The 14,965-nt window shown below is 64.0% G+C and carries 13 protein-coding genes; 6 read left to right on the forward strand and 7 right to left on the reverse strand.

Annotated elements, in window-relative coordinates; genetic code table 11:
• Positions 1-831 (forward strand): Hsp70 family protein (locus tag EN969_RS02555; protein ID WP_164758129.1); only part of this gene is annotated, 831 nt, incomplete at its 5' end.
• A gap of 188 nt (positions 832-1,019) precedes the next feature.
• Here the strand turns inward: EN969_RS02555 and EN969_RS02560 are convergent.
• Positions 1,020-1,481, reverse strand: a complete 462-nt coding sequence (locus tag EN969_RS02560) for a cupin domain-containing protein (protein WP_013533666.1) — start codon at positions 1,479-1,481, stop codon at positions 1,020-1,022.
• A gap of 110 nt (positions 1,482-1,591) precedes the next feature.
• On the opposite strand from EN969_RS02560, the gene EN969_RS02565 reads away from it, so the two are divergent.
• Positions 1,592-2,887: a winged helix-turn-helix domain-containing tetratricopeptide repeat protein gene (locus EN969_RS02565; protein ID WP_063170006.1), complete on the forward strand. Its 1,296-nt coding sequence runs from the start codon at positions 1,592-1,594 to the stop codon at positions 2,885-2,887.
• A 134-nt stretch (positions 2,888-3,021) separates the two neighbouring features.
• Here the strand turns inward: EN969_RS02565 and EN969_RS02570 are convergent, their stop codons facing one another.
• Positions 3,022-3,924 carry a LysR family transcriptional regulator gene (locus tag EN969_RS02570; protein WP_063170005.1) on the reverse strand — a complete coding sequence of 301 codons (903 nt, stop codon included), beginning with the start codon at positions 3,922-3,924 and terminating at the stop codon, positions 3,022-3,024.
• Here EN969_RS02570 and EN969_RS35200 point away from each other — a divergent pair.
• The 4 genes from EN969_RS35200 to EN969_RS02585 are packed head-to-tail and all read left to right on the forward strand — an operon-like array spanning position 3,874 to position 8,803.
• The gene (locus tag EN969_RS35200; protein WP_127390035.1) at positions 3,874-4,206 is read left to right on the forward strand and encodes a hypothetical protein; all 333 of its coding nucleotides are present in this window, start codon (positions 3,874-3,876) and stop codon (positions 4,204-4,206) included. The genes EN969_RS02570 and EN969_RS35200 overlap by 51 nt on opposite strands.
• Entirely contained in the window at positions 4,203-7,133 is a 2,931-nt protein-coding gene (locus tag EN969_RS02575) for a molybdopterin oxidoreductase family protein (RefSeq protein WP_063170004.1), read from the forward strand. Before EN969_RS35200 ends, EN969_RS02575 begins: the two co-directional genes overlap by 4 nt.
• Positions 7,130-7,864, forward strand: a complete 735-nt coding sequence (locus tag EN969_RS02580) for a 4Fe-4S dicluster domain-containing protein (RefSeq protein ID WP_063170003.1) — start codon at positions 7,130-7,132, stop codon at positions 7,862-7,864. The genes EN969_RS02575 and EN969_RS02580 overlap by 4 nt, the downstream gene beginning before the upstream one ends.
• A 3-nt stretch (positions 7,865-7,867) precedes the next feature.
• The gene (locus EN969_RS02585) at positions 7,868-8,803 is read left to right on the forward strand and encodes a DmsC/YnfH family molybdoenzyme membrane anchor subunit (protein ID WP_063170002.1); all 936 of its coding nucleotides are present in this window, start codon (positions 7,868-7,870) and stop codon (positions 8,801-8,803) included.
• Between the two features lie 6 nt (positions 8,804-8,809).
• Here the strand turns inward: EN969_RS02585 and pdeM are convergent, their stop codons facing one another.
• The 5 genes from pdeM to EN969_RS02610 form a co-directional block, all read right to left on the reverse strand.
• A complete protein-coding gene (pdeM, locus tag EN969_RS02590; RefSeq protein ID WP_063170001.1) occupies positions 8,810-9,526 on the reverse strand; it encodes a ligase-associated DNA damage response endonuclease PdeM in 717 nt (238 codons plus the stop codon).
• On the reverse strand, positions 9,523-12,072 hold the full coding sequence (locus tag EN969_RS02595; RefSeq protein ID WP_063170000.1) for a ligase-associated DNA damage response DEXH box helicase: 2,550 nt from the start codon (positions 12,070-12,072) through the stop codon (positions 9,523-9,525). The genes pdeM and EN969_RS02595 overlap by 4 nt, the downstream gene beginning before the upstream one ends.
• Before the next feature lie 199 nt (positions 12,073-12,271).
• Positions 12,272-13,132: an NlpC/P60 family protein gene (locus EN969_RS02600; RefSeq protein WP_063170457.1), complete on the reverse strand. Its 861-nt coding sequence runs from the start codon at positions 13,130-13,132 to the stop codon at positions 12,272-12,274.
• Positions 13,133-13,158: 26 nt separating this feature from the next.
• The gene (locus tag EN969_RS02605) at positions 13,159-13,509 is read right to left on the reverse strand and encodes a MarR family winged helix-turn-helix transcriptional regulator (protein ID WP_013533675.1); all 351 of its coding nucleotides are present in this window, start codon (positions 13,507-13,509) and stop codon (positions 13,159-13,161) included.
• A gap of 72 nt (positions 13,510-13,581) precedes the next feature.
• Entirely contained in the window at positions 13,582-14,946 is a 1,365-nt protein-coding gene (locus EN969_RS02610) for a M17 family metallopeptidase (RefSeq protein WP_063169999.1), read from the reverse strand.
• Positions 14,947-14,965: the final 19 nt, after the last annotated feature.

Here is a 14,965-nt window from a genome sequence, read left to right on the forward strand (position 1 = left end):
CTCGAGAACGCCGCACGTGCCCAGGGCTTCAAGCACATCGCTTTCCAGTTCGAGCCGATCGCGGCGGCGCTCGACTACGAGCAGAAGGTGACACGCGAGGAACTGGCGCTGATCATCGATATGGGCGGCGGCACGTCGGACTTCTCGATCGTGCGGGTCTCGCCGCAGCGCTCCCGTTCGCTCGACCGCAAGGACGACATCCTGGCCAGCCGGGGCGTCCATATCGGCGGTACGGATTTCGATCGGCTGCTGAGCATCGCCCATGTCATGCCGCAGCTCGGCTATTTGACGCCGACCAAGGACGGCAAGCGCAACCTGCCGGCAAGCTATTTCATCGACCTCGCCACATGGCAGCGCATCAACCTGGTCTACACCGCCAAGGCGATGACGCATCTGCGCCAGATCCGCTACGAGGCCGAGCGCGCCGACCTCGTCGACCGTTTCATCCACGTCGTCGAACACCGCTACGGACACGCGCTGGCCGCACGTGTCGAGAAGGCCAAGATAGAGCTGACCGACAGGTCATCCGCAGAGGTCGCTGTGAAGCTGCCGGGTGCGGAGTTCACCGCCGAAATCACGCGCAGCGGGCTCGACGCGACGATTGCCAGGGACATCGAGCGGGTCACCGCAACGGTCGGGCAGACTATCAGGGACGCTGAGGTGAAGCCGTCCGACATCACCGCGGTGTTCCTGACCGGCGGATCGACCGCGATCCCGCTGGCCAAACGAGAGATCCTGTCGCTGGTGCCGCAGGCATCCGTCATCGAAGGCGACATGTTCGGCTCGGTCGGACTTGGCCTGGCGCTGGATGCGCAACGCAAGTTCGGCTGAGGCTTTCTTCGAGCGGTCCAGCTTTTCAGAGATTACTGATCCGCTTTAGGCCAGGTCGTGTACCCATAACCTTCGGCGTGATGCGATGAAGATCACGTCCGCTTTGCGCCGATAGCGACCAAGCTCGTGCGCCAGCGCGATATGTCGCAATGGGCCAGAAGCTGTCGTGGGGCCGCCGTGACAGATGCCTACCCGCGTGTCGTCAAAGTCGAGAGCTGGTCAGTATCGTAGCGGTTCCGCAGCTCAGCGAGGGCTTTTGGGTCCGGCGCACCCTGCGCCGCGAGTTTGGCAAGTTCTTCGAAGTAGCGTTCGTGGCCAGGCGGAGAGACGGTCATCAGCACGCGGGCGGGTCTCTCACTGACATTCGTGATGTCGTGCGGCACTCCCGGTGGAATGAACAGATAGGTTCCGGGCGTTGCGCGAACCGTCTTGTCGCCGACATGCCACGCACACTCGCCTTCGAGCAGGTAGAACGTCTCTTCCTGCACACGGTGAACATGCCGTCCGGTGGCGAATCCCGCTGGGATCGTCCAGTCGAACATGCTCGTGTGCTTGGTGTTTTCGCCGGTGACGAGGAAGACCATAGGTTGACCACGCAGCATGATCCCCTTCTTCTCGTCGGGCATGCGAATAATGGCATTGGCGCTCATAGGATCCTCCTTTGACTGGGTGCTTACTTCCGGCAAGCACCTGTGCGACATTGGCCGTCGATGCCGGGAAAGTCGTGAATTCGTTCCCAAAAATTTGCTAAAAGCGTTGGATGACAATCGGAGGCGACCTTTATCAGTTTGGCCCGTTCCGTCTCGATCAGGTGGCGGGCATTTTGTATCACGGCACCGAGCCAACCATGCTTGGGCAACGCGCCGTTTCGCTTCTGCGTTTGCTGCTCCAAAACGCGGGCGTACCGGTATCCAAAGACGCGCTGGTCGAAGCCGGCTGGGGCAAATTGGCGGTTGCCGACAACAACCTGACGGTCCAGATCGCGGCCTTGCGCCGGGTATTGGCCGACGCAGCGGATGCTGAGAGCTGGATCGAAACACTGCCGCGCCGAGGCTATCGCTATGTAGGACCGGCTGTTGCGACGAGTGTCCCTGATCGTTTTGCAGCCGCCCGCACCGCGTCGGCGCCGACCTTGCCTGAGAAGCCTTCCGTGGCGGTCCTGCCGTTCTCGAACTTGAGCGGAGATCCGCAACAGGAGTACTTCGCCGATGGAATGGTCGATGACATCATCACCGGCCTGGCACGCATAAAATGGCTTTTCGTTATCGCGCGAAACTCGACCTTCGCTTACAAAGGCCGCGCCGTGGACGTGAAGCAGGTCGGCAGCGAGCTTGGCGTACGATATGTCCTCGAAGGCAGCGTGCGCAAAGCTGGCGGTAGTGTGCGCGTAACCGCTCAGATGATCGATGCATCGACCGGCGCGCACGTGTGGGCCGAGCGCTACGACCGCAGTTCGGAGGACATTTTCGCGCTTCAGGACGAAATCGCGCTATCAGCGGTGGGCGCGATTGCTCCAAGCTTGCGAAAAGCGGAAATTGAACGTGTCAGGCGGAAGCGCCCAGAGAGTCTCGACGCATACGATCTCGTGCATGATCGCGCCGCTGCATTCACGGCATTAGACGCAGCCCTCGCCATTAGCCCGTCATCGGCGCTGACTTACATTCTTGGCAGCGTCGTTCTCGGATGGGCCGGCGAAGCAGAGCGCGCGATAGAATGGAGCGAGAAGGGTATCCGGCTAAGCCCGTTCGATTCGTGGGCTTGGGCCGCGTTTGACGCCCAAGCAATGAGCCATTTGCTGCGCGGGCGTTACGAAGAAGCTTGTCGCGCAGCCTACAAGTCCGTTCAAGCCAATCCGGCACACAGCATCACCTACGTGCAACTGACCGCTGCGCTCGCCAAACTCGGCCGGCTGGACGAAGCGAGGGCCGCCGCCGCGCGCGTGCGCGAGCTTCAGCCGGGCTTCCGCTACAGCCGCCAATTTGCTGGCGTGCGCTGTGCGCCAGCGCTCGCGGAGACTCTGGGAAGCGCGCTGCGGGACGCCGGATTGCCAGAGTGACGGCTGGGCGTCGAGGCGGACAGCGCTAGCGAGCCCATCTGGGGAGGAAGGTCGTGGTGAGGCGTTTCAATCAGCCACTCGATACAAAGTACCAAGACCTCCGAGCCAACGGCAAAGCCGCAAACTCTGATACTCTAGCCCGCCGACGGGGCATCCGCCTTGCCGTCGAGATGCGCCTTAAGCGCCATCTGGGCCAGGCTTGCCTGGCGATCGCGATGGGTGATCATGGCGAAGTCGCGTTTCGGCAATTCGAGCGGCACGGATCTGAGACTGCCTTCAGCCACGGCGCGGGCCACGACAAGCTCCGAAATGATGGTGGCGCCGGCTCCCGCCTCGACCGCCTGGCGGATAGCCTCGTTGCTCGGCAGCACCAAAAAAATCTGCAAGTCGGCGAGCGAAATGCCTTCGTGGCGCGCCAGATCCTCCAGCACTTCGCGTGTGCCCGAACCGCCCTCGCGGATGATCCAGCGCAGGTCCTTGATGTCGGAGTGGCCGGGCGCAACTTCGGCGATCTCCGGATGCGTGCTGGCAACCACCAGCATCAGCCTGTCGACGTCGACCTTGGTGCGGCGCAGGATGTCGGACTCGGTGCGCCCCTCGACCAGGCCGAGATCCGCCGCGCCATCGAGGACATTGGCCTCAACCTGCCTGGTGTTGCCGATGGAGACGCTCAGCCTGACGGCCGGATAGGCTTCATGGAAGGAAGCCAGCCGGCGCGGCAGCCAGTAGCTGGCGATGGTCTGGCTGGCGGCGATCGAGAGGCTGCCGGTGACGGTCTGCGAGACATGCTCCAGCACATTGCGGGCGGCGGCGGCCCGTTCGAGCACGGCCTTGGCCTCCGGCAGGAACCGGTGGCCGGTCTGGGCAAGCTCGATGTTGCGGCCGACCCGGTTGAACAGGTGGACGCCGTGCTGTTCTTCAAGCGCCCGGATGGCCGCCGATGCCGCCGACTGCGAAATGCCCAGCAGTTCCGCCGCCTTGGTCATGTGGCCGCGCTCGGCGACGGCGACGAAAATCCGCAACTGATCCAGGGTCATGTCCACATTAAGAACCAATATCGATCGAATTTACAAGAACAACTGATTAGACAGATCGATACCTTTATTCTAAGTTTTCCGGCGAAGTTAGAAAAAATTCGCCGAAAGATCGCAGAGAGCAGAATGATCGGGCGGCTCAGATCCCTGCTTGCGCATTGGACCCGCGGCTTAAGGCGGCGGCTGGCCGGCGATCGCTATCACCCGGAAGAGCACTATATGCGCGGCCCCGGGCCGAAGACGCGGGCCAAATCCATGCGCCGTACAGGCGCCACCGGATCATGATGCAGGGACCGCCGCGCGGCGCGAATTCGGCACCATCGCAACGCCCGCTTGCCGACACGCGAGCGCCCGATGAAGGCGACGGCGTCGACACCTCGCCTGCCGTTTCCGACAGCATCGCCAAGACGACCTGCTACATGTGCGCCTGCCGCTGCGGAATCGATGTACACATCAAGGATGGCAAGGTCCGCTACATCAACGGCAACAAGGACCACCCGGTCAATCGCGGCGTGATCTGCGGCAAGGGCAGCTCCGGCATCATGCAGCATTACAGCCCGGCAAGGCTGAAGAAGCCATTGCTGCGCGCCGGCCCGCGCGGCTCCGGCGAGTTCCGCGAGATCGAGTGGGAGGAGGCGTTTTCTATCGCTACGGAACGGCTGTCGAACATCCGCCGGACCGACCCCAGGAAACTCGCCTTCTTCACCGGCCGCGACCAGTCGCAGTCGCTGACCGGCTGGTGGGCGAGCCAGTTCGGTACGCCGAACTTCGCCGCCCATGGCGGCTTCTGTTCGGTCAACATGGCGGCCGGCGGCCTCTATACGATCGGCGGTTCGTTCTGGGAGTTCGGCGAGCCCGACTGGGACAACACCCGGTATTTCATGCTATTCGGTGTCGCCGAGGATCACGATTCCAACCCGATCAAGATCGGTCTCGGCAAGCTCAAGGCGCGCGGCGCCAAGGTCGTCTCGATCAATCCGTGCCGCACCGGCTACAATGCCATTGCCGATGACTGGATCGGCATCCGGCCCGGAACAGACGGCCTGTTCGTGTTCGCCCTCATCCACGAATTGCTCAAGGCGGGTCGCGTCGATCTCGAGTATCTGCTGCGCTACACCAATGCCCATGTTCTCGTCGTGCAGGAGCCAGGTGCTGCCGATGACGGGCTGTTCGTGCGCGATGCCGACGGCAATCCGCTGGCTTGGGACAGGGTGGCGAAGACACCGGTCAGCGCCGCCGATGCCGGTGCGAAACCGGCGCTGACCGGCAGCTTCACGATCGGCGGGCGCCGCTGCGTCCCGGTGTTCCAGCTGATCGCCGACCGCTACCTCGATGAGAGTTACGCACCGGACTCGGTCGCCGAGCGCTGCGGCATTGCCGCCGACACGATCCGCAGGATCGCCGCCGAACTCGCCCATGTCGCCTTCGAACAGACGATCGAATTGCCGATCGCCTGGACCGACTGGGCCGGGCGCCGCCACGAGACGATCAAGGGGCGGCCTGTCTCGATGCACGCCATGCGCGGCATCTCTGCCCATTCGAACGGTTTTCACACCTGCCGCGCCATCCATCTCCTTCAGGTGCTGTTGGGCACGGTGGATGTCCCCGGCGGCTTCCGCTTCAAGCCGCCCTACCCTCGATCCGCGCCGCCCGGACCGAAGCCGGCGGGCAAGACCGTCAAGCCGATGACGCCGCTCGACGGCATGCCGCTCGGCTTCGTCTGCGGGCCGGACGATTTGCTGGTCGGCGAGGCCGGCACGCCGCTTCGCATCGACAAGGCCTATTCGTGGGACGCGCCGCTGGCCGCGCACGGCCTGATGCACACCGTCATCCGCAACGCCTGGGCAGGCGATCCCTACAAGATCGACACGCTGATGATGTACATGTCGAACATGGCGTGGAATTCCTCGATGAACACCGTCGAGACCATGGCGATGCTGACCGACAGCGACGAAGCGGGCAACTACAAGATCCCTTTCATCATCTATTCCGACGCCTATTATTCCGAGACCGTGCCGTTCGCCGATCTGGTGCTGCCGGACACGACCTATCTCGAGCGCCACGACTGCATCAGCCTGCTCGACCGGCCGATCAGTCATGCCGACGGACCGGGCGACGCCATCCGCCATCCCGTCATCGAGCCCGACCGCGACGTCCGGCCGTTCCAGTCGGTGCTGATCGAACTCGGCGCCCGGCTCGGCCTGCCTGGTTTCGTCGATGAGGACGGCTCGGCCAGATACCGCGACTATGCCGACTACATCGTCAACCATGAGCGCACGCCCGGCATCGGCCCGCTCGCCGGCTGGCGCGGCAAGGATGGGACCTCGACCGGCAGGGGTGAGGCCAACCCGGACCAGTTGCAGCGCTACATCGACAATGGCGGCTTCTGGCATCATGATTTCGCGGACGACCAGCGCTATTACAAGATGGCCAACCGCTCCTATCTCGACTTCGCAGTGCAGATGGGTTTTATCCCGAAAGCCGAACCGATCGTTTTCCAGCTCTACTCGGAGCCTATGCAGCGCTTCAGGCTCGCCGCGCGTGGCCATGGCCGTGTGGTGCCGCCGAAAGGCGATCGCCAGCGCATCGAGACCTACATGGACCCGCTGCCCTTCTGGCACATGCCCTTCGAGGAAGCGGTCGTCGACCTCGAAAAATATCCGCTGCATGCGCTGACGCAGCGGCCGATGCACATGTACCACTCCTGGGGTTCGCAGAATGCGTGGCTGCGGCAGATCACCAGCCAGAACCGGCTGTTCGTGCATCACCGGACGGCAGCCGGTCTCGGCCTTGTCGATGACGACTGGGTGTGGATCGAAAGCATCAACGGCAGAGTGAAGGGGCAGATCAAGCTGATCGACGGGGTGAACGAAAGCACGGTCTGGACCTGGAACGCCATCGGCAAAAGGCGCGGCAGCTGGGGGCTGAAGGACGACGCGGCCGAGAGCAACCGCGGCTTCCTGCTCAACCATATCATCGGCGACCAGACCTCGGCCGACGCTCAGGGCAAACGCTATTCGAATTCCGATCCAGTGACGGGCCAGGCTGCGTGGTTCGACCTGCGCGTGCGCATCGTCAAATGCGCAGCCGAAGAAGCCGGGTTCACCGAGCCGCAGTTCCAGCGTTTCCTGCAGCCGCCGCATTTCGAATCCTCGCCCGACAGACTGACTTTCGGCGCCGAATTCCGCAGGGCGAGAGAGGCGACCAAATGACCTGTCTGCCAAGTCAAAGCGGCAAGAAGCTCGGCCTCGTCATCGATCTCGACACCTGCGTCGGCTGCCAGGCCTGCGTCACCGCCTGCAAGGAATGGAACACCGGCGGCCACATGGCGCCGCTGACCGACATCGATCCCTATGGCGGCCATGTCGACGGCGTCTGGTTCAACCGCGTGCACAGCTATGAGCACACCACCGAGATGGGCGGACGGACGGTGAACTTCCCGCGCTCCTGCCTGCATTGCGAGACGCCGGCCTGCGTCACCGTCTGCCCGACTGGCGCCTCCTACAAGCGGGCTTCGGACGGCATCGTGCTGATCGACGAGGACAAGTGCATCGGCTGCAAATTGTGCAGTTGGGCCTGTCCTTATGGAGCACGCGAATTCGACACCGATGTCGGGGTGATGAAGAAATGCACGCTGTGTGTCGACCGCATCTACAATGACAATCTGGCCGAAGAAGACCGCGTGCCGGCCTGCGTCGCCGCCTGCCCGACCAGCGCCCGGCATTTCGGTGATCTCGGCGATCCCCTGTCGGCGGTCTCGCAACTGGTGGCCGAGCGTGGCGGCGTCGACCTGATGCCGGAGCTCGGCTATCGCCCGACCAACAAATATTTGCCGCCGCGCGCCCACACCGCGCGCGCCGCATCGGTGGCCGCGCCGGCATTGGAACCGGTGCGGGCCGAAGGCGGTTTCCTCGGCTGGGTCGACCGCATGCTTTCGAATTGACCCATGCATCCAGCCTTCTCCGTCGTCTTCTTCACCACTGCCACCGGCGCGGGCTACGGCCTGCTCGCGCTGCTGGGCACGCTCGGAGGCTTCCAGATCATCCCACCCGATTTCTGGCTGGGCTTCATCGGCATGGGGCTGGCGCTCGGCCTGATCGTAGCCGGCCTGTTGTCCTCGACGGGTCATCTCGGCCGCCCCGAACGCGCCTGGCGGGCGTTCTCACAATGGCGCAGTTCATGGCTGTCGCGCGAAGGTGTTGCCTCGGTCATCACCTTCATTCCGGCGGGACTGTTCGGCATCGGTTGGATATTCTTCGGCAAGACCGATGGCTGGGTCGGCATCGCCGGATCTCTGGCCACCATCGGCGCAATCATCACCGTCTGCACCACCGGCATGATTTATGCGTCGCTGAAGCCGATCGCCCAATGGCATAGCCGCTTCACCCTGCCCGGCTATCTCATCTTCTCGGCAATGACCGGCAGCGTGCTGCTGAACGCGCTGCTGCAGGGCTTTGCGCTTGGTTCGAAGGTGCAGCTGGCGGCTTGCCTGCTGCTGACCTTGACCGGCTGGGGCTGGAAGCTGGCGACCTGGCGCTACAATGACCGGCTGGAGATCCCGACCACCGCCAACACCGCGACCGGGCTGGCGGGAGGTACGGTGCGGTCGCTGGAATGGCCGCATACCGAAGAGAATTACCTGCTCAAGGAAATGGGTTTCCGCATCGCGCGCAAGCATGGCGCGCGGCTGCGTCAGATCACGCAGCTTCTGGCCTTCGCGTTGCCCTTGGGGCTGCTCGCCATTGTGTTCGCCCTGCCCTGGCCGCCGGCAGCGTTGCTGTCGGTACTCGCTGCTGCAATCCAGTTCGCCGGCATGCTGGTCGAGCGCTGGCTGTTTTTTGCAGAGGCGAAGCACACGGTTACGCTTTATTACGGCAGGTAGGGCTGTTTAGCCCGGCCGCAGCATCGAGCCGGAAATGGCAAAGATGCGTTGGGCGCCCAGCATATAGGCCATCAGCGTGTCCAGCCGGAACAGCCCGGCATAGGCGCGGTCGAGAACGTTGAGCGAACCGGTATAGGCGCCGAAGGCCGGCATGATCATGCGGCCTCCGTCGCCGGCAAAGCAGCGCCGCCGCACCGAGCGGCCCTGCTGGACGATGCGGGCGCAGGGATGCAGATGGCCCGCTATTTCGCCTTCGACACGCTGCTTCGACGGCTCATGCCGGAACAGCAGCGAGCCGATGGCAAGTTCACGCACCGTCTCGCCAGGCAGGTCGGCTGGCGCTTCCGGGTCATGATTGCCGGCGACCCAGAACCATTGCCGGCCTGATATCAACGCCTCCAGCCGCTCGCGGAAGCTTGCATGCATGCGCTGGGCGCCACCGCCATCGTGAAAGCTGTCGCCCAGGCTGATGACGATAGACGGCTGGTAGTCAGCGATGACGGCCTGCAATCGCAGCAAGGTCGCGCCGGTGTCGTAGGGCGGGATCAGCGTGCCGCGGCGTGCCAGCGACGAACCCTTTTCCAGATGCAGATCGGACACGGCCAGAAGCCGCAGATCCGGAAAATAGAGCACGCCGCGCGGGTCGCAGACGGCGCGCTTGCCGGCGATGCCGACAAGATCGGCCTCGGCGATCAGCGATGTGCGCGCCAGCGAAAAATTCATTCCTCGACCATCTCCGGCCCCATGGCCTCTGCGACCAGCGTCGCCGCATCCATCAGCAATGTCTCATCGGCTTCGCCGTTCACCGGCATCTTGCCGATCTCGAGCATGATCGGCACGGCGAGCGGCGATATCTGTTCGAGTGCCTTATGCACGATTCGACCCTGGATGCGCGAGAGCATGTCGGCAAGTCTGCTGACATCGAGCAGGCCGGCCGCCGCATCGGCACGCGTCGCCTGCAGCAGGATGTGGTCCGGTTCATGGCTGCGCAGCACATCATAGATCAGGTCGGTCGAGACGGTGACCTGGCGGCCGCTCTTCTCCTGGCCAGGGTGGCGTTTCTCGATCAATCCGGAAATCAGCGCGCAGTTACGGAAGGTGCGCTTGAGAAGCCAGCTGTCGGCCAGCCAGGCTTCGAGGTCGTCGCCCAGCATGTCCTGGTCGAAAAGTGCGCTCAGCGAAGGCTTCCTGGCTTTGAACATCGCGCCCATGTCGCCCAGTGACCATATAGCCAGCGCATAATCGGTGGCGACGAAGCCGAGCGGCCTGGCTCCTGCCCTGTCGAGGCGGCGGGTGAGCAGCATGCCGAGCGTCTGGTGCGCCAGCCTGCCCTCGAACGGGTAAGCCACCAGATAGTGGCGATTGCCGCGTGGAAAGGTCTCGATCAGCAGGTCGTCGCGCTTGGGCAGCACCGATTTGTCGGCCTGGAAGCGCAGCCAGTCGGCGACCTGCTCGGGCAGCTTTTTCCATCGCTGCGGGTCATCGAGCATGATGCGGACCTGTTCGGCGAGATAGGTCGAAAGCGGAAACTTGCCGCCTCCATAATAGGGCACCTTGGCATCGCTGCCCGGCGCGTTCGACACGAAGCATTCATTCTCGCGGATGCCCTCGAAGCGCAGCACCTTGCCGGCGAACATGAACGTGTCGCCATGCGTCAACGTTTCGAGGAAGGCCTCCTCGATCTTGCCGAGGACCCGGCCGCCACGCGAAGCCGCGCCTTTGCTGCCGGCCTGCACATATCGAACATTCAGCGCCGGCACCTCGATGATGGTGCCGACATTCAGCCTGTATTGCTGGGCGACGCGCGGATTGGACACCCGCCACAACCCGTCCTTGTTCAAACGGATGCGGGCATAGCGCTCGTAGTTCTTGAGCGCATAGCCGCCGGTGGCAACGAAGTCGATGACGCGGTCGAATGTCGGCCGGTCGAGGCTGACATAGGGTGCTGCCGTTCGCACCTCCTCGTACAGGTCATCGGCACGGAACGGCGCGCCGCAGGCGCAGCCGAGCACATGCTGGGCCAGCACATCGAGCCCGCCATTGATCAACGGAGGCGTGTCCTGCGCGCCTAGATAGTTCGCGTCGAGGGCGGCCCGGCATTCCAGCACCTCAAAGCGGTTGGCGGGGATGAGGATCGCCTTGGACGGCTCGTCCATGCGGTGGTTGGCACGGCCGATGCGCTGTGCCAGTCGGCTCGCCCCCTTTGGCGCGCCGACATGCACCACCAGATCGACATCGCCCCAGTCGATGCCGAGATCGAGAGTCGAGGTGGCGACGATGGCGCGCAGCGCGTTTTCGCCCATCGCCTTCTCGACCCGCCGGCGCTGGGCGACGTCGAGCGAACCGTGATGCAGCGCGATCGGCAACGTGTCCTCGTTGACCCGCCACAATTCCTGGAACAGCAGCTCCGCCTGGCTGCGCGTGTTGACGAACAGCAGGGTCGTCTTGTGGCGCTTGATTTCGCGATAGATTTCCGGCGTGGCGTAGCGCGCAGAATGTCCCGCCCATGGCACGCGCTCTTCGGAGTCGAGGATGGAAATCTCCGGTTTCGCACCCCCGGTGACGACGATCAGTTCGGCCATGTCATGGCCTGTCGAACCCTTGGGTGGATTCTGGCTGACCAGCCAGCGCCGCAACTCGTCAGGTTCGGCCACCGTCGCCGATAGCCCGATGGTTTGCAGACCAGGGACAAAGCTGCGCAACCGTGCCAGGCCGAGCGCGAGCAGATGCCCGCGTTTCGATGTCACCAGCGAATGCAGTTCGTCGAGCACGACGTAGCGCAGATCTTCGAAGAAGCGTCTGGCATCGCCGGCCGCAATCAGCAGCGCCAGTTGTTCGGGCGTGGTCAGCAGGATATCGGGCGGCACCAGTTTCTGGCGCTGGCGCTTGTGCGCCGGCGTGTCGCCGGTGCGCGTCTCGATGGTGACGGGCAGCCCGATCTCTTCCACCGGTTTGCCGAGATTACGCTCGATATCGACGGCAAGCGCCTTCAACGGCGAGATGTAGAGCGTGTGGATACCGCGCTGCGCCTGGCCCGGCTTTCTCTTTGGCCGGTTGGCCAGTTCGGTCAGCGAAGGCAGGAAGCCGGCCAGCGTCTTGCCGGCACCGGTCGGCGCGATCAGCAGGACCGACTGACCGGCCTGGGCCTTCGCCAGAAGTTCGATCTGATGGGCGCGCGGCGACCAGCCTTTCTCGCCAAACCATCTGAGGAATGGTTCGGGCAGGGCCACGGCGGCATTCTGTTCGGCAAGGCGCGGCTCAACTGTCACCCGCCAGAGGTAGCGCGACGGCGCGCGAACGCCAAGGAAAATCGGAACAAAAGGTGATCGAGGTGAGCTTTCCTCGCCCCGGTACGGGGAGAGGATGCCGGCAGGCAGGTGGGGGGCGGCGCGAACCTCTCAATGCTGGCGCTGTCCCTCATCCGCCCTCGGGCACCTTCTCCCCGTGAACGGGGCGAAGGAAGAAAGGCTACGGCCTCCTGAACCCTGTCGGGCCACCATAGAGATAACCGATGCGGTCAACCGCATCCTTCAGGCCTTCGCGCGACACCAGCATGGTGTGGCCGTTGGCGTGGATCATCGTGTCGGCATCGGTCATGACGGCGACATGGCCCTTCCAGAACACCAGATCGCCGCGTCGCAAGCCGGAGAAATCAGGTCCCGGTTCCAGCGGCTCGCCAAGGGCCGCAGCCTGCATGTCGGAATCGCGCAGCACGTCTCTGCCGGCCATGCGCATCGCCAGTTGCACCAGCCCCGAACAGTCGATGCCGAAACCGGAAGTGCCACCCCAGAGATAGGGTGTTCCTAGAAACGCCTCGGCAACCGCGACATAGTCGGACACAGCTTCACTGAGCGGCCGCAGGTGACCTGCGATCAGCGCCTCGCCGGACGGCAGGACCGCATAGTGCGTACCGCGCGTCTCGGCCGCCTCCGTCACTGTCACCGTCGATCCCATCGACAATTGTCCGGCGATCGGAAAGCGCAGATCCGGCGCGGGATAGAGGAAGGTGCGCGGCACGCAGACGATGTGCGTCGGCGTATGGTCCCGTTTGCCCAGCATCGTGTCGGCGACATAGCCGACATAGCCGTCGCGTTCGGCCTGGACCCAGGCCCAGCCTTCAGCGACATCGAAGACCAGGACATCGTCGCCGAACAGGGCTTGCGTGTTGACGCCGGCATCCGCCCGCGGCGCCTTGCGCATATCGGCCACTGACGCGATGACCCGCGCCGGCCGGCCGGCGACGAAGCGGTCAGCGGCGACCTCACCCTTCAGCCGTGCATCGGCAAGGTCCGAGCGAAAAGCGTGAAGGCGGGCATCCCTGGCAGTCAAATCGAGCACTCTGTTGAAAAGGTCGCTCACATCGGCAGTTCGAGCGCCTTGGCGATGATACCATCGCCGAAGCGCTCGACAAAGAGCGCGCCCTCGACCGTGCGCCTGATCAGAACATTGCGCTTGTCGAGCTCGTCGCGATGGCGCGAGACGAGTTTCAAAGCGCCCATCGTGTCAAGGGCGCGGGTGATCACCGGCTTGGTGACATTGAGCCGGGCGGCGAGCCCGCGCACGGTGTGCGGCGGCGGATCGAGATAGATGGTGAACAGGATTGCCGTCTGGCGCATGGTCAGATCGGGCGCGTCGTCGCGCACCTGCGACAGCATCACCTGCTGCCACAGTCGCAAGGCCTGGCTCGGGCGCATCGCAATCGACATCGCGCCAGCATGACGGCAAATTGTTTCGGTTCCGTTTCAGTCAAAGCGATTGCCGTCTTTCGCCTGCGACTGTCAGCCATAGCGTTTCGCGATGATCCGCTCCAGCGCGCGGATGCCCTGTGCCTCGCCGCCGGCGGGGCCATGCGGACGATCAGCCGGATTCCAGGCGAAGATGTCGAAATGCGCCCAGCCCGCGGTTTTTTCGACAAAGCGCTTCAGGAACAACGCCGCTGTGATCGAGCCGGCGAAACCGTCCGTGGTGACATTGTTGATGTCGGCGATCTTCGACGACAGTTTTGCATCGTAGGGCCGCCACAGCGGCATGCGCCACAGCGGATCCTCCGTCGCGACGGAAGCCTCCGCCAGATCGGATGCCAGCGTTTCGTCGCCGGTGTAGAACGGTGGCAGATCGGGGCCGAGCGCGACACGGGCAGCCCCGGTCAGCGTCGCCATGTCGACCAGAAGCTGCGGCTCCTCCTCGTCGGCCAGCGCCAGCGCGTCGGCCAGCACCAGCCGTCCCTCGGCATCCGTGTTGCCGATCTCGACAGTGATGCCCTTGCGGCTCATCAGCACGTCGCCAGGCCGGAAGGCGTTGCCGGCAATCGAATTTTCCACCGCGGGAATGAGCACGCGCAGCCGCACATTCAGCCCGGCAGCCATGATCATCGAGGCGAGGCCAAGGACATTGGCGGCACCGCCCATGTCCTTCTTCATCAGCAGCATGCCGGACGATGGCTTGATGTCGAGGCCGCCCGTGTCGAAGCAGACGCCCTTGCCGACCAGCGTCACCTTCGGTGCGTCTTGCTGTCCCCATCGCATGTCGATCAAGCGCGGTGCGCTGGTCGACGCACGGCCGACCGCATGGATCATCGGGAAGTTCCGGTCGAGGAGATCGTCACCCTTGATCACCGAGACTTCGGCCTTGTGCCTGGCGGCCAGGGTCCGCACCGCCTGCTCCAAATCTTCCGGACCCATATCGCTGGTCGGCGTGTTGACCAGATCGCGTGTCAGGAAGACGCCATCGACAATGCGGCGAACGCGCCCGGCATCGACGTCGGCCGGCAGGCCGAAGCGCAGCGCCCTGCCTGGCTTCTTGCCGTAGCGGGTGAAGACATAACCGCCGAGCAGCAGCGCGATCGCCGCGAGTTCGGCCTCGGCCGGCGCCAAGGCGAAATGCCAGTCGCCTTCCGGCAAGGCTTTCGACAATGCGCCGAGGGCAAGCGCGCCTTCGCCATCGCCGATACCGAACAAGGCGCCGCCGAGCGCCCCGTTTTCGCCGGGCACGACCAGTGTCCTGCCTGCCTCGCCGGAAAAGCCGTTGGCCCTGGCCCAGGCGATGGCGGCCGGCGCAAGACCGGCCGCGTCCAGACCGTCCCTGGCGACCAGATGGACCGGCAACGCGCCCGGCAATGTCTTCCCGACGAGTTCGACAGGCATGCGATGTTCTCCGTGTGAG

Origin of the sequence: Mesorhizobium sp. M7A.F.Ca.CA.003.01.2.1, from assembly GCF_003998945.1 — a bacterium.
Lineage (GTDB): Bacteria > Pseudomonadota > Alphaproteobacteria > Rhizobiales > Rhizobiaceae > Mesorhizobium > Mesorhizobium ciceri.